General features: G+C 39.5%; 20 protein-coding genes. 15 read left to right on the top strand and 5 right to left on the bottom strand.

The window, feature by feature from the left end; translation table 11 throughout:
* Positions 1 to 11 precede the first annotated feature (11 nt).
* Complete coding sequence (locus tag PIECOFPK_RS09680) at positions 12 to 416, top strand: PH domain-containing protein (protein ID WP_330975286.1); 405 nt, start codon at positions 12 to 14, stop codon at positions 414 to 416.
* Between the two features lie 5 nt (positions 417 to 421).
* Here the strand turns inward: PIECOFPK_RS09680 and PIECOFPK_RS09675 are convergent, their stop codons facing one another.
* Positions 422 to 2,305 (bottom strand): tetratricopeptide repeat protein, encoded by a 1,884-nt coding sequence (locus PIECOFPK_RS09675; protein ID WP_409965737.1) that lies wholly within the window; start codon positions 2,303 to 2,305, stop codon positions 422 to 424.
* A gap of 151 nt (positions 2,306 to 2,456) precedes the next feature.
* A complete protein-coding gene (locus PIECOFPK_RS09670) occupies positions 2,457 to 3,647 on the bottom strand; it encodes a pyridoxal phosphate-dependent aminotransferase (protein ID WP_409965736.1) in 1,191 nt (396 codons plus the stop codon).
* Positions 3,648 to 3,915: 268 nt separating this feature from the next.
* Between PIECOFPK_RS09670 and secDF the strand changes: the two genes are divergently transcribed.
* Positions 3,916 to 7,017, top strand: a complete 3,102-nt coding sequence (secDF, locus tag PIECOFPK_RS09665) for a protein translocase subunit SecDF (RefSeq protein ID WP_409965735.1) — start codon at positions 3,916 to 3,918, stop codon at positions 7,015 to 7,017.
* A 291-nt stretch (positions 7,018 to 7,308) separates the two neighbouring features.
* Positions 7,309 to 7,545, top strand: a complete 237-nt coding sequence (locus PIECOFPK_RS09660; protein ID WP_330975282.1) for a hypothetical protein — start codon at positions 7,309 to 7,311, stop codon at positions 7,543 to 7,545.
* Between the two features lie 30 nt (positions 7,546 to 7,575).
* On the opposite strand, the gene PIECOFPK_RS09655 is transcribed toward PIECOFPK_RS09660, so the two are convergent.
* Positions 7,576 to 7,971, bottom strand: coding sequence for a Dabb family protein (locus tag PIECOFPK_RS09655; protein WP_409965734.1), 396 nt, complete (start codon positions 7,969 to 7,971; stop codon positions 7,576 to 7,578).
* Positions 7,972 to 7,988: 17 nt separating this feature from the next.
* Positions 7,989 to 10,100 (bottom strand): endonuclease MutS2, encoded by a 2,112-nt coding sequence (locus PIECOFPK_RS09650; RefSeq protein WP_409965733.1) that lies wholly within the window; start codon positions 10,098 to 10,100, stop codon positions 7,989 to 7,991.
* 128 nt (positions 10,101 to 10,228) lie between these two features.
* Between PIECOFPK_RS09650 and msrA the strand changes: the two genes are divergently transcribed.
* The 5 genes from msrA to PIECOFPK_RS09625 all read left to right on the top strand — a co-directional run bounded on the left by msrA (position 10,229) and on the right by PIECOFPK_RS09625 (position 14,736).
* Positions 10,229 to 10,900, top strand: a complete 672-nt coding sequence (msrA, locus tag PIECOFPK_RS09645) for a peptide-methionine (S)-S-oxide reductase MsrA (protein WP_409965732.1) — start codon at positions 10,229 to 10,231, stop codon at positions 10,898 to 10,900.
* Between the two features lie 207 nt (positions 10,901 to 11,107).
* A complete protein-coding gene (locus PIECOFPK_RS09640) occupies positions 11,108 to 11,815 on the top strand; it encodes a VOC family protein (protein ID WP_409965731.1) in 708 nt (235 codons plus the stop codon).
* Positions 11,816 to 12,091: 276 nt separating this feature from the next.
* Positions 12,092 to 12,478 carry a hypothetical protein gene (locus PIECOFPK_RS09635; RefSeq protein WP_409965730.1) on the top strand — a complete coding sequence of 129 codons (387 nt, stop codon included), beginning with the start codon at positions 12,092 to 12,094 and terminating at the stop codon, positions 12,476 to 12,478.
* Positions 12,479 to 12,999: 521 nt separating this feature from the next.
* Entirely contained in the window at positions 13,000 to 14,031 is a 1,032-nt protein-coding gene (locus PIECOFPK_RS09630) for a MotA/TolQ/ExbB proton channel family protein (RefSeq protein WP_409966817.1), read from the top strand.
* Positions 14,032 to 14,280: 249 nt separating this feature from the next.
* Positions 14,281 to 14,736, top strand: coding sequence for an OmpA family protein (locus PIECOFPK_RS09625; RefSeq protein ID WP_409965729.1), 456 nt, complete (start codon positions 14,281 to 14,283; stop codon positions 14,734 to 14,736).
* On the opposite strand, the gene PIECOFPK_RS09620 is transcribed toward PIECOFPK_RS09625, so the two are convergent.
* A complete protein-coding gene (locus PIECOFPK_RS09620; protein ID WP_409965728.1) occupies positions 14,728 to 15,552 on the bottom strand; it encodes an IS982 family transposase in 825 nt (274 codons plus the stop codon). The two genes, PIECOFPK_RS09625 and PIECOFPK_RS09620, sit on opposite strands and share 9 nt — an antisense overlap.
* Positions 15,553 to 15,595: 43 nt before the next feature.
* On the opposite strand from PIECOFPK_RS09620, the gene PIECOFPK_RS09615 reads away from it, so the two are divergent.
* The 7 genes from PIECOFPK_RS09615 (at position 15,596) to PIECOFPK_RS09585 (ending at position 18,474) form a co-directional block, all read left to right on the top strand.
* Positions 15,596 to 15,850 carry a winged helix-turn-helix domain-containing protein gene (locus PIECOFPK_RS09615; RefSeq protein ID WP_409965727.1) on the top strand — a complete coding sequence of 85 codons (255 nt, stop codon included), beginning with the start codon at positions 15,596 to 15,598 and terminating at the stop codon, positions 15,848 to 15,850.
* A 17-nt stretch (positions 15,851 to 15,867) separates the two neighbouring features.
* Positions 15,868 to 16,197: a hypothetical protein gene (locus PIECOFPK_RS09610; RefSeq protein WP_409965726.1), complete on the top strand. Its 330-nt coding sequence runs from the start codon at positions 15,868 to 15,870 to the stop codon at positions 16,195 to 16,197.
* A 47-nt stretch (positions 16,198 to 16,244) separates the two neighbouring features.
* Positions 16,245 to 16,526 carry a hypothetical protein gene (locus PIECOFPK_RS09605; RefSeq protein WP_409965725.1) on the top strand — a complete coding sequence of 94 codons (282 nt, stop codon included), beginning with the start codon at positions 16,245 to 16,247 and terminating at the stop codon, positions 16,524 to 16,526.
* A 91-nt stretch (positions 16,527 to 16,617) separates the two neighbouring features.
* Entirely contained in the window at positions 16,618 to 16,944 is a 327-nt protein-coding gene (locus PIECOFPK_RS09600; RefSeq protein WP_330975673.1) for an ArsR/SmtB family transcription factor, read from the top strand.
* A gap of 11 nt (positions 16,945 to 16,955) precedes the next feature.
* Positions 16,956 to 17,429, top strand: a complete 474-nt coding sequence (locus tag PIECOFPK_RS09595; RefSeq protein ID WP_409965724.1) for an SRPBCC domain-containing protein — start codon at positions 16,956 to 16,958, stop codon at positions 17,427 to 17,429.
* Between the two features lie 21 nt (positions 17,430 to 17,450).
* On the top strand, positions 17,451 to 17,831 hold the full coding sequence (locus PIECOFPK_RS09590) for a DoxX family protein (protein ID WP_330975675.1): 381 nt from the start codon (positions 17,451 to 17,453) through the stop codon (positions 17,829 to 17,831).
* Between the two features lie 22 nt (positions 17,832 to 17,853).
* Positions 17,854 to 18,474, top strand: coding sequence for a dihydrofolate reductase family protein (locus PIECOFPK_RS09585; protein ID WP_330975676.1), 621 nt, complete (start codon positions 17,854 to 17,856; stop codon positions 18,472 to 18,474).
* Positions 18,475 to 18,770: the final 296 nt, after the last annotated feature.

The following is an 18,770-nucleotide window of genomic DNA, read 5'->3' as shown; positions in this document are numbered from 1 at the left end:
AATGATACGCTATGATAGTTTATAAAACAAAAACCAGTCTAATTATCAAACTGCTGTTTACCGTAGTGCTGATTTGTTTACTGGTATTTGCCGCTCTCGAAAAAAGTGTGGCATTGGTTATTATTACTCTAGTGTTTACCGCAGTAGTATTGTATATATTTCGCACCACTCATTATACGGTTTTTGAACATCGCCTGATTATCAAAAGTGGGTTTTTGTTTTATGAGGAGATAGATATTGAGAGTATCAAAAGAATAACACGAAAAAGAAGTAACCTTTTAAGCGGGCCGGGATTTTCCGTAGATAGGTTGATAATTGAATATGGAGATGATGGCTGCGTTATCATCTCTCCCAAGCTGCAAAAAGAATTTGTTGAACATCTCAAAAGTATTCATCCTGATATTATTATTGTGTAGAAAGATTAGGATGCTGCATTGACACTTATAAAATCTTTGGCATTAATGGTAAGTATAATCTCAGTACCTCTTCCTGGTGTTGAGTTGATATCAATATCTGCATTAATTTGTTTAGCACGTGCTCTTAGGTTTTTGATGCCGTTGCGGTTAGTTTCTTGATTGGGATTGAAGCCTTTGCCATTATCCTTCACCACAAAACGAAGTATATTATTATCGATCCAAGCCTTAATAGAAGCCTCTGTGCATTCTGAATACTTCACCAGGTTGTTTACCGATTCTTTAATGATTAGGAAAATATTTCGGCGGGTTTCCATTGGAATAGGAATGTCTGCAATATTCTCCGGAAATTCTATTTCGAAATTGATATTCTTCGATTCAAACAATGGGATGGCAAACTCGCTAATATGCGTGCTCAAATTGCTGAACTTGTCATTACTCGGTTTTACCAGCCAGATGATATCGTCCAAAGCTTCGAGTGTGTCTTTTGCATTAGCTTCAATTTTTGATAGTAGGTCGTGCGAACCCGCTCCGCTTTTACGCAACAATTCACTGAAGATATGAATACTACTGAGTGATGAGCCCATATCATCGTGCAGGTCGGATGCTATCTGCGCACGTATTTCCAGCTCTCTTTGCAGCGAGCGGTTTCTTTCCAATAGTCGGAGGCGCAAATAATATAAGACCCCGGTAATTAATAGCAACAGGAACAGAATAAGACTACCTACCATGATAATATTCTTATTCCTATCCACTTTTTGAGCCATTTCCACTTTTTCCTGGTGGTAAGCAAATTCTTTATTGCGCAACGATTGATTGTTTTTTAAGAGTATGCTATCGGACAACTCTTTAAACAAGGAGCCGTATTCAAATGCAGCTTTCCAGTCTTCTCTTGCAGCAGCAGTTTTAGTAAGCCCCTCATACGCGTTCTTAGCTTCCACTACAGAGCGGATGGTATTGGCAATGTTCAGGCTGGTATCGAACATTTGCTGGGCCATTTGATAATCTTTTTTCAGAAAGTACGCTTTGCCCAGATTAGAATAGCTATTGGCAATAAAAAGTTGATCACCTAGTTTGATATTGATGTCGAGTGCTTTTTTCAGTAGGTTTAAGCCTCTATCAATCTGCCCTTCCCGAATCAGAATATTACCCAGACTATTATAGCAGATAGCAATACCCTTATCATCATTGCGAATGATATTAAATCCCAATGCCCTTTTATAATAAATCTTGGCGGAGTCCATCATCCCCATCCGCTCATAACACTCACCCATATTTTGCAAATTAATAGCCAGGCCGCGCTTATTGTTTTCACGGGCGGCAATGGGCATGCACAGTTTGAAATAGTAAATGGCTGCGCGATAATCTTCCCGAACCACATGGATATTCCCAATACTGTTCAGCGCAATCGTCACGCTATAATTATCGCCCATTTTCTCGGCCAGCATCCAGGCTTTGGTGAGATAATCGAGTGCCATATTATAATCGTCCACACGACGATAGGCTACTCCCAAATTGTTATAGGCTTTAATTTCTTCCTTGACGTTGTTATGAGATTTGGCTAGATCCAGTGCTATTTTGTGATAATGGATAGCATCGTCGTACTGCGACATATCTCTTTTGAAAACGCCGTACGAATTATAGAGCAAAGGCTCTGCACTTTTGTAAGTGAACTTTTCTACTAGTCGAAAGGCTTCGTTATAAAGTATCTGACGATTGACATCGTATCTATTGTTCTCTACAATGTTCAATATGGAATCGACCTTTTCCTTACTATCAGACATGGACAATACCGGATAGTTAGGTGCCTTCTGCGCAAAAGAGAAGCCTGACAAACAAATTGAGAGCAAAAGGAATAGAGGTAATAACTTAGACAAAAATGAATACCTCATTGATATATTTTGATTTTTTTTAAGAGCTGCGTACCCGACAGCCTCTGCACAAATATATTCAAATTCTCTTGACTTTAATCAATTTGCAGCAGTTCTCAATAAAAAAGCCCTGTTGCCAGGGCTTTAATGAACTATATCTTTATAAATAATATTATTTCAGCTTACTTAAAGCTTCTTTGATGCGGCTCCATCCTTTCTCTATATTGGCTAGGCTATTTGCAAAGGAGAAGCGCACACATTTGGGCTCACCGAAAGCAGCACCCATTACAGATGATACATGAGCGGTGTTCAGCAAATACATGCACAAATCTGCCGAATCAGAAATCAATGTTTCACCATCAGATTTGCCGTAGAAGGCACTCATATCGGGGAAAATATAGAACGCTCCGTCGGGATTAGAACATTTCACTCCCGGGATTTCGCTAATCAGCTCCAGTACGCGATTTTTTCTGCGGGTGAATTCGGCTGTCATTTCTTGGGTAGGCTTTAAATCGGCTGTCAGCGCCACCACACCAGCTTTTTGGGCAATAGAGCAAGTACCGCTTGTAATCTGTCCCTGAATTTTCTCCATCGCTTTGGCAATCTCCACTGTAGAAGCGGTGTAGCCGATACGCCATCCAGTCATGGCAAATCCTTTACTCAGTCCGTTTACTATTACCACACGATCTTTGATTTCTTCAAACTGAGCAATGCTTTCGTGCGGACCTACATAATTAATGTATTCGTAAATCTCATCCGACACGATGATAATATTAGGATGTTTTTTAAATACTTCTACCAACGTCGCCAGCTCCTCTTTGGTGTAAACGGCACCCGAAGGATTACAAGGCGATGAAAACAGGAACATTTTCGTCCTAGGGGTAATAGCGGCTTCTACCTCTTCTGCGGTTGTTTTAAAGCCTTTTTCCAAAGAGGTTCTGATTTCCACCACTTTTCCGCGGGCAATTTTTACCAATTCGGAGTAGGTTACCCAATAAGGAGTAGGAATAATCACCTCGTCGCCCTCATCTACCAAAGCCAAAATTGCGTTTGCCAGGCTTTGTTTGGCACCGGTAGAAACGATAATTTGTTCAGGTTTATAATCCAATTGGTTATCTCTCTTTAACTTAGTACATACGGCTTCGCGCAGGTCCAGAAATCCGGCAACGGGGGTATAGTGGCTCCAGTTGTCGTTAATCGCTTGAATAGCGGCCTGTTTAATGTGATCGGGGGTGTCAAAATCGGGTTCACCCAAACTCAGATCGATTACATCTATGCCTTTGGCCCTTAATTCACGGCCCAGCTTAGCCATCTTCAATGTTTCAGGCTCGGCAAAGCGTTGTAAAAGAGATGATAATTGCATTGTTAGAATATATTTTCTTTACTAATTATAAAAAATCACGCAAAGGTAATGGTTGATCGAGATAAAAGATAATTTAAATGATAAAATGTTGAAAAGGATTTTATATTTTCCCTTATTTTTTTAATAATCTTATTTTATTAACTTATAAATTTTAATTGATGCGAAACCTTATCTTTGCAGCCTTTGAAAAAACAGGATAAGGTTTTTGGCGGATAACTTGCCAAAGTACTTTTACGAAACTAAGCGAAAAATAAAACAGTAAACTCATATGCAACTTAAAGGCCTGGTTCGTTTTTTTACGATTCTGCTTATCATTTATTCGTTGTACCAGTTGTCATTTACCTGGCTGGTGCGCAATCACGAGAAAAAACTTGAGAAACAAGCACGTACATTTGTAGACAAAAACTTCCCTACCCCTGAGGCAAAATATCCTAACAATAGGGATTCCCAAGAAATTTACCGTGAGTTTCTTAGTCAGGCTTATGAGGCTAGATTAGCCCGTCTGAAAGACAGTACCAAAGATGTAACGCTTACTTACGGTTTTACAGGCCCTATCAGCTATCAAAAGGCTAAAAGCGAAGAGTTAAACCTAGGGCTGGATTTGCAGGGAGGTATGAGCATTACCATGGAAGTGGAAATGAGCGGAGTGCTGAAGACGCTTGCCAACAACAGCAAAGATCCCAATTTCCTAAAAGCCCTTTCTAATGCTGAAGCTCGTAAAGGTAATAGCGATGCTAATTTCGTAACCCTGTTTGTAGAAGAATACAAGAAATTAGTTCCTAACGCACGCCTTGCCGAATTGTTTGCCAACGCTAACAATAGTGAGATAAAAGTTACCGACAGCGACAGCAAGGTAATCAGCTTCTTGAACGAGCAAGCTAAGGTAGCGTTTGACAATACAGCCCGTTTGATTACCACACGTATCGATAAGTTTGGTGTAGCACAACCCAGCATTAACCCTGATCCGGACAAGCAAATCATTTCTGTAGAGTTGCCGGGTGTGCAGGATAAAGAGCGAGTGCGTAAAAATCTGCAGGCAAGTGCCAACTTGCAGTTCTGGGAAGTATATACCCTAAACGAAATTGCAGCTAGCATCAGCAGCGCTAACGATGCTTTCTTTGCATATAACAATGAAAATAAACCTGCTGCATCCCAGCAAAATGATTCTACTGCTACAGCCGCAGCTCCTGCTGACGGTACAGCAGCTGCTCCAAGCGATAGCGGCAACTTGCAGGATCAATTAAAACAACTGGCTCAGCAAGGCAACACTTCCACTACGCCCGAAGCGAATCAGGAAGAAGAAGCTAAAAAGTATTTGAGCGGTTGGATTGATTTCTCGGCAGCAGCGCAAGGGAGAATTAACGGAGTGGGTCTGGTAATGATTAAAGATACTGCCGAAGTACGCGCAATATTGGAATCGCCTGTAGTAAAAAATCATTTCCCTGCCGACCTAGTATGGATGTTTGGTATTCCGGAGAAAAAATCTCCTTTTGTTCAGTTACATGCTATTAAAACCTATGGCCGTGAATCTGCTCGTCTGGGTGGAGAAATGGTAACCAATGCCCGTTACGACTTTGACCAGGCTGGTAGAACACATGTTACACTGGATATGAATCCGGTAGGTGCCAGAATTTGGGCTGATATGACTCGCGCCAATGTAGGACGCCCCATCGCCATTGTGGTAGATAACATTGTTTATTCTGCACCCAACGTAAATGAACCTATCGAGGGCGGTAGATCCAGCATTTCAGGAAGCTTTACTACAGAGGAAGCAAGTGACCTGGCCAATATTCTTAAAATCGGAAAACTACCGGCTCCGGCAAAAATCGTTTCCGATACTACCGTGGGTCCTACCCTGGGTGCTGCAGCACTGAAGGGTGGTATGACCTCCTTCATTATTTCATTTATCGTGATCTTCACTTTGATGATCATTTACTATAACACAGGTGGTTGGGTAGCTAATATTGCGTTGATCCTAAACCTGCTGTTTACCGTAGGTGTACTGGCCGGACTGGGTGCTACCCTCACTGCTCCCGGTATTGCAGGTTTGGTACTCACTATAGGTATGGCGGTAGATACCAACGTACTTATCTACGAAAGAATTAAGGAAGAACTAAGAAAAGGTAAAGCTTATATACCGGCGATTAATCAAGGTTATCACCGTTCTTTAGCTCCAGTATTGGATGGCCACATCACCACCATGCTTACCGCCTTTATCCTTTACTACTTCGGATTAGGTCCGGTAAAAGGCTTTGCCACTACTCAAATTTTGGGTCTGTTCCTTTCATTATTCTGCGGTATTCTGGTAAGCCGCTGGGTAACCGACTGGTTTACTAATAAGAATAGACATCTGCAGTACTTTACCAAAATCAGTACCGCCATTGAGAAGAAATCCAACTTCAAATTCATTGAGTTCCGTAAAAAAGCTTATGTCATATCAGCTATTATTGCCCTGTTGGCTATCGGTACTATTTTCAATGGATTTGATTATGGTGTGGAATTCGATGGTGGACGTAGCTACAAAATTGCTTTTGGTAAAAAAGTAGATGTAGAAGCTATAAGAGCAGATCTCAAAGCAACCTTCGAAGATGAAAATCCGATTATCAAAACTGTAGGTGATGCTAGCACACTGGATATCACTACCGCCTACATGATTCGCGACCCGAGAACGCAATATGCTGACTCTGTGGTGGAATACAAACTTTACGAAGGTCTGAAAAAATATCTGCCTGAAAATACTACTTATCAGCAGTTCGATCAGATTTATAAAAGAGAAACCAAGAAAGTGTTGCCTACTATTTCTGACGACTTGAAGAAAGGTGCGATTAAGGCAACGCTGCTGGCAATCTTTGTAATCTTTATATACATCTTCTTGCGTTTCCGCGATTGGAGATTCTCATTAGGAACTATTTTCGCTTTGATACACGATGCGTTAATGGTACTTATAGTCTTCTCCTATGCGAGAAAATTTGTACCATTCCCGCTAGAAATCGACCAGCACTTTATTGCGGCTATCCTGACTGTACTTGGTTTCTCCATGAACGATACCGTGGTGGTCTTCGATCGTATTCGTGAAGATATGAAGTTGTATCCTTCCATGGATCAGAAACAGCTGATAAACAAAGCCATCAATGAAACACTGAGCAGAACTATCATGACTACACTCACTGTATTCCTCACTATTTTAATTCTGTTTATTTTCGGTGGTGAGGTTACCAGAGGTTTTGCTTTTGCGATGTTGATTGGTGTGCTTACCGGTATCTACTCAACTGTTTTCGTTGCGGCTCCGGTATTGATTGACCTAAAAGGTGGCATCAAAAAGTCGAAACCGCAGGTAGATATCCATGCTCCTAAAGCACAAACCACTTAAGAATAAGTAACAAAACATCTTTAACATAAAAACCGGAGTTTTCAACTCCGGTTTTTTTTATGCATACAAGATATTGCCATAAAGCACTTTATACCTGTAAGGAGAAAAGCTTCATCTGCTTTAACAAAAACAATTTGGAATCCCCTTGTTTTTGATGTAAATTTAATACTGGTGGTCTACTACTCCAGCTGAATCAAATCCTAACACTGTACGCTCGCTTCATAACACGACCTATTGCCACCTCCGCCCTGTTAACCGATTAGGATAAGAAGTTATTTTAAAACTAAAAACATGATTACCATGAAACGCCACTACCCAGAAAATACACACAACATAGAACCACCACATCCTCAGCTTTTTCTGCAGATACCGGTGTGCTTTACGGGAAACGCTATCACTTATCTATCGTCGGAAAGAGATATGAGGGTGAATCTCGACGAATGGGAATGGCACGAGGAGATTATCGACGGAGAGGTATATTGTATCGTTACCGACCGCCGTAACGCCGAAAAGCCAGACAGGCATTAATTATTTATCTGCGAGGAATGAGCACAGAAACTATTCCATTACTTCCACATCGTATATCTGTACTTTTTTCCACAGATGGCTGCATTGCTCTACAAATGCCTTATGTATAGGGTGCACCTGATAGGCTTTTTCATCCTCCACACTTGAAAGATATTCAAGCAGACAAATATCATAACTGTTATCTATAACAGGTCTTTTTTCTGTGGCTGCCGGTGTGCCTATGATTAGTTTTTTTATCTGAGGAATGGCTTTTAAAGTTCTGAGACCTTTAAGCAGGGCTTGTTTATCGGCCTCAGATTCCGGATTCTTCAACCAAAAGAATACCTGATGTAGTATTTGCTTCGGTTGATCGACAGTTAGTACAGAGGGCGCTATTGCTGCTATTGCAGCGCTTTTAATAAATTGTCTTCTGGAGTTCTTTTTCATATGCAAATGATTTAATGTTAATCCGCTTTGGCGGGTGTATTTTCCTTCACCACTACAAGGTCTTGCAATTCTACCTGCATTGGCAGCAATCCTATTTTTACAACAGCCCGTTTACTTTTTATTTCCAACACCTCACCTACCTGATGATTTTTCCGCATCTTTACCAGATCACCCACCTTAACTTCTCCGCCTACTTCGGTGTACTTGCTTTCTATTTTCTTCTGCATTTTGGTTACCGTCTTAGTAGTATTGCGGTTGAATAGCAGGGCTGCCATCTGTTTCATCACTTTTTCTTTATCCTCTTCCTTTTTCCATTCGATGGTAATCTGCTTAAGCTTACGCTCCATATCTTTCAGATAGGTGATGCGCTCCTGAGTGATTTTATTTTGCTCGCGCAAAACAGCCAGTTGCTGACGATGGCGTTCTTTATCCATCACTTGCTGCATTTCTTTCTGCAGCCGTTCATTTTCCTTTATCAGTCGCTGCAGTTCCTTATCTTTCTGTGCAATATCGCGCAAATCTTGCTCGGTGCGGTTGAGCAGCTTATCCAGCCTATAATGATCCTTATCTACCAACGCTCTGGCTTTATCAATCAGCCGCTTATCCAGGCCGATGCGCTCGGCTATGGAAAAGGTATAGGAGCTTCCCGGTTTTCCGATGATTAGCTGATACATGGGTTGCAGGTTTTGCTCATCAAAAGCCATCGCACCATTCATAATACCTGCGGTTTTACCCGCCATTACTTTCAGATTGAGGTAGTGAGTGGTTACTACACCAAATGAGTGTTTCTTCAGCATTTCCAATAAGATAACCTCGGCAAAAGCTCCACCCAGATGCGGATCACTACCACTTCCCAACTCATCAATGAAGAACAGAGTTTTGCCATTGGCATGCTCCATAAAATATTTCATATGCAGCAGATGGCTGCTGTAGGTACTCAGCTCAAATTCCAGACTTTGCGTGTCCCCAATGTGGATCATCAGTTGTTTGAAAATGCCAAACTCGCTGGAGGGATGCACCGGCACTAATAAGCCGCTTTGGAGCATCATCTGCAAGAGCCCAATGGTTTTCATGGTTACGGTTTTTCCTCCGGCGTTGGGTCCACTAATTACCAAAATACGTTGGTCTTCCTTCAACGTTACCGTAACGGGGACTGTGGGTTTTCCACTCTTTTTATTGTACAGATACAATAAAGGATGATAGGCCTGTACCAGATGCACCAACGCTTTATCGTGCACCACGGGATACTCACCGTTGATATCTATGGCAAACTTAGCCTTAGCCCTGATGAAATCATATTCACCCACTATCGCATGATAGGTATGCAGTAAGGCCGCATATTGCGATAGCCGCGCAGTAAGCTGCCTTAAAATACGGTACACTTCTTTTCTTTCCTGATTTTCCAGGTCGCTGATTTCATTATTTAGCGGCATGGTTTCTTCGGGCTCGATAAATGCGGTTTTACGACTATCGCTCTCACCATGAAAAATACCTTTCACCACGCGCTTGTGCTCCGAAAATACGGCCACTACCCTACGGCCGTTCATAAAGCTTTCTTCAATTTCGGCCAGATAGCCCTGCTTGGAAAGCCTGGAAATAATGCGGTCAAATATCTTACGCAGCTCATTACGCTTTTTGTACAGCGACTGACGAATGTCTCTTAGCGCATCAGAAGCCGAATCTTTTACATTCCCCTGTTCATCAATCACCTCATCAATCAGTGCTATAATGGCTTTTTCATAATAAGTTCCCTGCACAATCTCCCATAGGCCGGAATAGGCCACTCTGCGCTCTTCGTTAAACCAGCGGAAGATTTTTTCAATACTTTCCGCCAACTTGCGGATATTGAGCAAATCCTCCCCTTGGAGTACAGAGCCACTGATGGATAATAATTTAAGCTCTTTATGGAGGTTTAAAACATAATCGTTCGGAAAATAAATCCTGTTTAGAATTAGCTGCTTGAACTCATGGCTCTGTCTTAAGTCTGCATCCACAAACTTCTTATGGGTATGAATACGCAACTGCTGCGCCTTTTCGATGGCATATTGACATTGACAATGGGCCACCAAAAGCGCCTTCACTTTATCAAACTCCAATTGTACCGAAGCCGATTCGGGATATAACTTCATATACTCACTTTCTAAAGCGGGCAAAATTACAGTTTAATACGCGGATGGCAGCAAATCCAGGGCCTGAATATCTTCGCCGACCATCGAACATTTTTTTCATACTGATTGTTTTTTTATAAATTGACAGTATGAACCGCTTCCTGTTTCCGGCATTGTTATTATTGTGGTGTACTTTTACGGCCTGTGGGCAACAAAAACACCCCAAACCAATGCCTGTATTTACAGGGCCTCAAACTAAAAATTCAAAAATGGAAAAGAAAACGGAGATCGCCACATTTGCCAATGGTTGTTTTTGGTGTACAGAAGCTATATTTCAGGATGTAAAAGGTGTAGAAAAAGTAACCAGCGGCTATACCGATGGCCATATCGATAAACAACCCACCTATGAAGAAGTATGCACCGGCACTACCGGTTTTGCAGAAGCTTTGCAAATTGTGTATGATCCTACCGTAATCTCGTACGACGAGCTGCTTGAAATTTTTTGGAAAACACACGATCCCACCACACTCAACCGTCAGGGTAATGATGTAGGAACACAGTACCGTAGTGGTATTTACTATCACAACGAAGAGCAAAGAAAAAAGGCTGAATATTATAAAGAAGCCTTGGATAAAAGCGGCGCTTTTGACAAGCCCATCGTTACCGAAATCAAAGCTTTCAGGCATTTTTATCCCGCCGAAGACTACCATCAGTCCTATTTCAATAACAACGAAGACAAGAACCCTTATTGCAAAATTGTGATTAGGCCTAAGGTAGACAAATTTAGAGCGGCTTTTAAGGATAAGCTGAAAACCCAATAAAGCAACAAGTGGAAATAGTACCAGTAGGCCCCCCTACTCACCTACAGAGGCTCGTTTTCGTTTTTTAGCACAAAGGATTTCGAAACTCCATCTTCCATTATATAGCGTTATCTAATAATTCCACTCATGCTATTGTCCATAATAGATAAGTGTACCAAAAATACAATATCGGTAAAACCTGTATGAAGGATAGGAAAATAGGATATATTGGCACCCACTCTATTTGAAAAATTAAAACCACCTTCAACTGGGTGTTACCGAAAGGAAAACAGTGCGATTGCGGTTATTAGGTATTATGCTACGCCTCCTATTCCTAATGCGCTTGATCGTTACACAATGCTATCTCATCGGCAAAATCCTTTCTTGAATACCCTTGCATTAGACAAGAGGTTCAAACAGGCGCCAGAAGTACATCCAATCAAACACGCAAACCATAAAAACACAATCATGGCAAAAAGCAAAATAGTAGAGATGAACAATATGGGCATTGTGGTGCAATCCCTAGATAATGCCGTTTCATTTTTCACGGAATTGGGGCTTACCCTCGAAGGCAGGGCAATGGTATCGGGTGCTTGGGCAGGAAAAGTCACCGGGCTGGGCGATCAATCGGTAGAAGTAGCCATGATGGTGACCCCGGATGGACACAGTCGGCTGGAGCTCTCGCAATTTCACACTCCGGGAATCATCGAAGACCATAGAACAGCACCGGTAAACGCCCTGGGTTATCTCCGTGTCATGTTTAGGGTAGACCATCTGGACGAATTACTAGAGCGACTGCAAAAACAAGGCGCTGAATTGGTGGGGGAAGTGGTGAATTACGAGAATATTTATAAGCTCTGTTATATCCGGGGAGTCGAGGGACTCCTCATCGGTTTGGCCGAGCGGCTGGATGATACCCCAGCGCCAACACTTTAATTAAGCTAAATAATACCAAAACTACCTCCCTCCTAGCTGCTCCCAAAAAGCTCTCCCTCGCTGGCGTATTTCATTCACGACGATAGGCGAGCTGAATGGTACTACCCACCACATATGTGAATTTACTGTGTAAAAGGTTGTGTATAAGTAATTTAACTTGGTGAATTTTTATAAAAAATATTTTATATTTGAATATAACTTATTATATAATCAAATTTTGCGTTAGTTAAAAATACGGCACTCAGAAGGCCCCAATCAACTCCTCGACAATAAAACATGAAAAGATGTGTATTCATATTTTACTTGTTGATTTTAATATCTGTCATATCAGGTTGTGCCAGCACAGGCTTTCTAATGGCAAAGGCGAATATTATTCTATTTGGTGACTCATACCCATCAAAAAGTGAAGACGCGAAAATTGACGTCTATATGACTAATAAACCGACACAAGAATATGTAGCATTTGCACAAATAACTTGCGGAGACACAAATGATAAATGGAATTTAGAACAGATAACTAAAAAAGCGCGTGAAATTGGCGCAGATGGAATTATTATAATGGGTAAAGCAGGAACTTTAGGTGTTGGAATTCCTATAGGTACTTTAAATTATGTGGTGACTGAAGAGTACGGAATGACAGCTGTAGCTATAAAGTATAAGTAAATCATGGATTTTCAATTTCTGATTTTATTACTGCTTGTGACATTAACTATTTGGTTATTTAATCGCCTAGATTGTTAGTGCAAAGCGTCCAGAAAGTGAGATTATTATAGAAACGTCAACCTGAAATCAGATATTAGACGCGAAAACGATATGTTATTATCAAAAGGACATGTTGGACATATACTTAACTTACTATGGAAAACGTGTGAAATCAGTACATTACTAAAGATATGCGAAAAGAAACATGGGAAAAAACAATTAAACGGCTTGTTTCAGTTTGCACACCTTGACATTACAAACCACATTTGAAAAAATAAAAAGCCTACAGCAAACCAGATATTTGGTACAAGGATAGATTTAGTTGTTAATTAAACATGCTACTTCGTATGAATATTTGTGGTGTATTGAAAGTTTTGCGTTCCTAAACCCGCCCGAACACATAGCCCGAAATCGTTATAGCCAATGTTAAAAGAGATAAAAACAGAATAAATGGGACAAATAATAAGACCGGAAACAATTGAATTTTTTTAAAGCAACTACCTTGGTGGCTTATAGGCTTTTGGACAATTTATGCAATCCTTAGTGTATTTATAAAACCAATCCGACAATACATTTCCAATTTTTATATTATAGAGTCTATCCCCAATGTCTTCGTTACACTAGGACTTTTGGGAACTTTTACTGGAATAGCCTATGGACTTTTAAACTTCGACACCACACCCGATCACATTAAAAGCAGCATTAAATTATTGCTCGATGGTCTTAAGTCGGCAATGTTTACCTCCATAGTTGGAATATCCCTATCACTTATCTTTTCGAAGATTATTAAGGGATTCATTAGCAGGAAATACATAGCCGAACCCGAAAGCCCAGAACTTATTGAACTGAGAAATCTGAATCAAAATTTTGAAGAGCTCAAGAATGCAATTTCGAATAAGGCTATTGGTGAAGCATTTCGTGAAGTAATAACCAATTTCAATGAAGTGCTTCAGATATTTATTGAAGACCTAGTTCAAAGCAATTTTGAAGAACTTACACGAACAATTAATGAACTATCAAATTGGCAAAGAGAACATAAAGAAGATGTTCAGGCATTAAAAACTGCTTATAAAAGTCTTGTTTCAGAGCATCAAAAATTCGCTGATACTACTATAGTTTGGGTTTCAAAACTTGACGAAATTTCAGGTCAATCAAGTAAACTCCAAAAAGTTATAGACGAATTTAATTCTGCTTTTAATGAGGATGGAAATCTTTCACGAATTCTCAAAGATGTTCAAAAAGCTATTTCCGAATTAAAGAGAATAACAGAAAACTTTAGAGATCTAACTACAAATATGAACGAAATTGGTGATTCAATAAAAGTTACATATGATAAAGTTTCTGAATGGAATGAGTCAATATCTGATTTGCAAGATTCTGTAAGAGTAATTGTTGAAAAGGTTGAAACATTCCAATGTCTGGAAATTAATAAGGTAAATCAAGTTTTAAGTAGCATTGATTCCTTATTTGTAAAGTATATTGAAGATTTAGAGAATCGTCTAAACAATATATAATAAAATACTATGCTTAGAAGAAAAACTGACGACTCTAATTGGATTTCTATTTCAGATATGATGTCTGCTTTAATGGTAATATTTATGTTTATTGCCATTAACTATATTATGCAGGTTATTGAACATGCGTTCGTTTAAGATGAAATTTACAATAAACTTCAAGCAGTATTTGATGATGAGATTAAAAGACATGAGATTGAACTTGGCCCTGATGGAACAATAAGGTTTAATTCACTTACCTCAGACAACTTGTTTGAGACGAATGATGACAAACTAACTCCCGCCTTTAAAAAAATATTAGCACATTTTATCCCTAAATACTGGGAAGTTTTGACTTCAGACACAACATATTTCGACTACATAAAAGAAATAAGAATTGAAGGGCATGCTGATACAAAACCGCCAATAAATGGTGGAGATAGTTATCTATACAATTTGGATTTATCATCAAAAAGGGCTGCTTCTGTATTAAAATATTTAAGAGAACAACCTGTATACAAAAAGGCAAGTGATAAAGATAAAAGCAGAATGGACTTCTTATTCACATCAATTGGATTTTCATACTCACGAGCTTTAAATGATGAAAAGAATTATGTACATCTTGATAGTAATAAGATTGTAAATGATGCTCTATCTAGACGAGTTGAGTTCAGAATCGTAACCTCAAACGAAAAATTAATTAATTTAAGTTGCCAGTTATGTTAATTTCTCAAAAGTATATGCGATAACAAATAAAGCGACTTTAATCAGAAAGCCATTTTTTGTTACAGCATGCACTTTTCTGAGCATTTTTTCTTTAATCATACTGAAATCTGTTTCAATTTGTTTACGCATATATTGTTTTAAGAAGGCGACATGTGGCTCATCTTTTCTTTTACTATTAGACCTTCTTTGAACTTTTGCATGTATCAATTCTGCCTCAAATAAGTCATCTTCACTCAAATAATCGGTATAGCCGGCATCCATGTAGATGCTGCTTTCCGGTGCTACATCAAAAGGGAGTTTTCCAAGGCTTTGACTGTCATGCTCGCTACCAGGCGCTATGCAAAACTCTACCGGTATTCCATTTAAAGTCATTACCTGTACCCGAACTCCGTAGAAATACCTCCTCATGGCAGCATGTTTACCCCGAAACGCTTCACCCCTTAATACTTTACAACGACCAATGCGTATATTGTCACACACTGCAACAGGAAAAGAGTCTAAGCGGTAATCGGCTGCCCCCGCCATGTCCTTTAACTGTTTACCCATTACTGAAAACATAAACAACAGCAGCTCTGAGAGCCGGTGCAGCCTTCGGCAAAACCTCGATTTATCTAACATCTGCGGCACATAGCCCTTCAATTTCATAAAGTGACGGGCATTTTCCTGGTGACCTCCAAAGTACAACGCTGATACAAAGGCCGTTGTAATAACCTCCGCATCGCTAACCCGTACCCGGATATCCTCCTTGTGGTGCAAAGATTTTAAAATATCATCTACTATACAATAAAGAGCTATAATTTTACTATCGGAAAGCATGGCTTATATATTTTAGATGTGGTAATCCAAAATTATTATAAACATGCTTTCTTTTTTACTTCTTTACATAACTAGCAACTTAGGTTACTTAGACTTTAACACTTTGAAAGAATTGCTCGGTGTAACTGACGGTAATCTAGCCAGCCACTTGAAATATCTAGAAAAAGCGGGGTACTTAACGTACAAAAAAAAGTTTGTGGGACGTAAACCAAACACAAACTATACAGCAACAACATCAGGTATCAATGCATTCAAAAAGCATATCCATGCAATTGAAAAATTATTGAATAGTCATTAATCTTAAAACACACTAAAATGAAAACACCACATACATCAACAAACAAGTCTAATAAAAGAATCTTCGGTATTTTAGGAAGCATCGCTGTGCTAATGCTTACATTTCTTGTCCTCCAATTAACTATCGGTACTGGAGTAGACGGCCAAGGCTTTAATTGGAAACCTTTAGACTTCCTCGTTGCAGGACTTCTATTATTATGCACTGGCTTATCCTGTGAGTTAGTTTTAAGAAGTGTAAAAAGTTTCAAAAAAAGAGTAGTCATCTGTGGTATAATTTTATTGATATTGTTGCTGGTTTGGGCAGAGTTAGCAGTTGGTATTTTTGGCTCTCCCTTTGCTGGTTCATAACTAAAAAGAATAAAAAACACCATTCTATAGAGGAAGCAAATAAAAAATTGACAACATCATATAGCTCAAACGTTATTTTGCCTTTGGGAGATGGGAAAGGTGAATATGATACTGACGCTACACGCTACAATGAGCTATTTATTACGGCAAAACCCAAAACCATCAACAAAGGCTTGCTACAAGCCGGTAAAAAGTTCTTCGATGAAGCATTTCTACAAGGTTCAACAGTTGTAATGCTGTTGAACCTTTGTGCTTTGATTCGCTCCCGAATACTAGTCCCTAGCCGCCATTGTAAATCGACCTCCTCCCCTATGCCTCTTCCTTTTTAGAAATAATTTTAAAAAACTGGCAAATAAATTTGCGCAAGTAAAAACTTGCATTTAAATTCGCAAGTAATTACTTGCTTATTAAATATGTATTATGAATACCAAGCGAGATGTTTTTCAAGCCATAGCCGATCCTACTCGAAGAGCTATTATTCATCTGGTGGCTCAACAGCCTCAGAATGTAAATGCGCTCGCGGAAAACTTTGATATGACGCGCCAGGCGGTTTCCTTACACGTTAAAATTTTAATAGAATGCGGACTTATTACCGTTAGACAGCAAGGCAGAGAACGTATTTGCGAACCCAAGCTCGATGGGTTAAGAGAAGTTTCTGGTTGGGTAGATCAATACCGAAAATTCTGGGACCGCAAATTTGACGCATTGGAAAATTATTTGGCAAAAATTCAAAAAAAGAAAAAATAAAACACCTACAAATGAAAGCACCCAACACCTTCAAACAAGAAGACAATATTCTTACCCATACAAGACTTCTTGATGCGCCAATAGATTTAGTTTGGGAAGTATGGACCACTCCCGAACATATAAAAGAATGGTGGGGCCCCAACGGCTTTTCGCTTACTACTAAATCAATGAATGTAGCAGTAGGTGATCAATGGGAGTTTATCATGCACGGAATGGGCCGCGATTGGTACAACAAAATCCAGTATATAGAGGTAAAAAAGCCTCACCTTTTGTCTTATCGACACACAGGGGCAGCGCATGAAGATTATAATTTCACTGTTTCCGTTTTCTTTGAAGAAGTGGACGGCAAAACATTATTGACAATGCAATCCGTATTCAAGTCAAAAGAAATTATCGAAGAGTTAAATAGAAAAGTAAACGCCATTGAAGGTGGCAAGCAAACATTAAATAGACTTGAAAACTACCTTATCTCATTAGTTAATTAATCCTACATTCATCTAGAAACAATGAAAAATAAAACACTCTATTGGACAATAACGATAATATTTTCCTTATTTATGGCATTAGGTGCCGTCCCTGATATTTTAATGATTGATGCAGCAAAAGAAGTGGCCATGCATTTGGGCTATCCCCTGTATCTATTGCCGTTCTTGGGCATCGCTAAAACTTTAGGTGCCATCACAATACTGATACCTAAATTTGACAGATTGAAAGAATGGGCCTATGCTGGTTTGTGTATAAATTTAACAGGAGCTACTTACTCGATACTTCAAATTGATGGTTTTGGAATCAATATACTCATCCCCGCTATTGGCATGCTATTACTTGCAGTCTCTTATGTCTTTTGGGTTAGATTGAAATCATTTCAATTAGCAATACAAAATTAAACTAACGAAAAACAACTAAATCATGAGCAAAATAATCTTTGACAGCGGCATATCCCTTGACGGATTTTTCGCAGGAGACAACAGGGGACCCAATAACCCAATGGGCGGCGTTTCAGAAAAAATTCACAAATGGGTACTAAATCAAAAAGCATTTTGGGAATACTTAGGCATAGAAGGTGGCAAAGAAGATAATTTTGAAGGCCAACTTATTAGAGATGTAAATGCAAGAACAGGTGCATTTATTATGGGAAAACGCATGTTTGAAGAAGGTGAAGTCAGCTGGCCGGAAGATTTGTACAAAGCAGATGTTTATGTATTAACTCATGAAAAACGGGAACCTTGGGTTCAGAAAGGATCCACAACATTTTACTTCATTAATGATGGAATAGAAAATGCCTTGGAAAAAGCAAAACAATCGGCAAAAGGAAAGGATATCAGAATACAAGGCGGGGCTAATACAATTCAACAATTCTTAAATGCAGGACTGGTGGACGAGTTTTTTATTCATATTGCACCCGTATTTTTAGGTAGTGGTTTTCGGCTTTTTGACGGCATTGACAAAGACAAATATGAACTTCAAATTGCAGAAGTGATACCGTCTGACCTCACAACGCATATAAGGTATAAGCTGATTAAAAAATAGACACAACGACTGGCTACCTATGTATGCCCACCAAGTAAACACCATCGCAGCATGTAACCTACGATACGGGACTTAAGCACTTAGGGAAATAGATTGAGTTAAAAAATGAATACTTAAAACATCTCAAACTGCACTCATTATTTTTCGCTGATTCTCCTTCTGTTTTATTTTCACGATCGGATCCTTCGCAATCGTCCTGGTCAGGAGTAAGTTGCGCATATAGCTGCCGGCTTCAAGAATGAGTACTTTTGAATTATAGCGTTCCTATAGATAAAGAAACCTCTTGAAATGCTTAT

Source organism: Chitinophagaceae bacterium C216 (assembly GCA_028485475.2).
GTDB classification, from domain to species: domain Bacteria; phylum Bacteroidota; class Bacteroidia; order Chitinophagales; family Chitinophagaceae; genus Niabella; species Niabella composti.
Note: the sequence above shows the minus strand (reverse complement) of the source record. Positions and strands in the feature narration are given on the sequence as shown.

Coding starts and splice junctions, on each gene's coding strand:
- PIECOFPK_RS09655 (WP_409965734.1), bottom strand. CDS start 7,971: ATGAAAAAGAACTCCAGAAGACAATTTATTAAAAGCGCTGCAATAGCA.
- PIECOFPK_RS09675 (WP_409965737.1), bottom strand. CDS start 2,305: ATGAGGTATTCATTTTTGTCTAAGTTATTACCTCTATTCCTTTTGCTC.
- PIECOFPK_RS09635 (WP_409965730.1), top strand. CDS start 12,092: ATGAAAAGATGTGTATTCATATTTTACTTGTTGATTTTAATATCTGTC.
- PIECOFPK_RS09680 (WP_330975286.1), top strand. CDS start 12: ATGATAGTTTATAAAACAAAAACCAGTCTAATTATCAAACTGCTGTTT.
- PIECOFPK_RS09650 (WP_409965733.1), bottom strand. CDS start 10,100: ATGAAGTTATATCCCGAATCGGCTTCGGTACAATTGGAGTTTGATAAA.
- msrA (WP_409965732.1), top strand. CDS start 10,229: ATGAACCGCTTCCTGTTTCCGGCATTGTTATTATTGTGGTGTACTTTT.
- PIECOFPK_RS09660 (WP_330975282.1), top strand. CDS start 7,309: ATGATTACCATGAAACGCCACTACCCAGAAAATACACACAACATAGAA.
- PIECOFPK_RS09590 (WP_330975675.1), top strand. CDS start 17,451: ATGAAAAATAAAACACTCTATTGGACAATAACGATAATATTTTCCTTA.
- PIECOFPK_RS09585 (WP_330975676.1), top strand. CDS start 17,854: ATGAGCAAAATAATCTTTGACAGCGGCATATCCCTTGACGGATTTTTC.
- PIECOFPK_RS09595 (WP_409965724.1), top strand. CDS start 16,956: ATGAAAGCACCCAACACCTTCAAACAAGAAGACAATATTCTTACCCAT.
- PIECOFPK_RS09610 (WP_409965726.1), top strand. CDS start 15,868: ATGAAAACACCACATACATCAACAAACAAGTCTAATAAAAGAATCTTC.
- PIECOFPK_RS09620 (WP_409965728.1), bottom strand. CDS start 15,552: ATGCTTTCCGATAGTAAAATTATAGCTCTTTATTGTATAGTAGATGAT.
- PIECOFPK_RS09600 (WP_330975673.1), top strand. CDS start 16,618: ATGAATACCAAGCGAGATGTTTTTCAAGCCATAGCCGATCCTACTCGA.
- PIECOFPK_RS09670 (WP_409965736.1), bottom strand. CDS start 3,647: ATGCAATTATCATCTCTTTTACAACGCTTTGCCGAGCCTGAAACATTG.
- PIECOFPK_RS09615 (WP_409965727.1), top strand. CDS start 15,596: ATGCTTTCTTTTTTACTTCTTTACATAACTAGCAACTTAGGTTACTTA.
- secDF (WP_409965735.1), top strand. CDS start 3,916: ATGCAACTTAAAGGCCTGGTTCGTTTTTTTACGATTCTGCTTATCATT.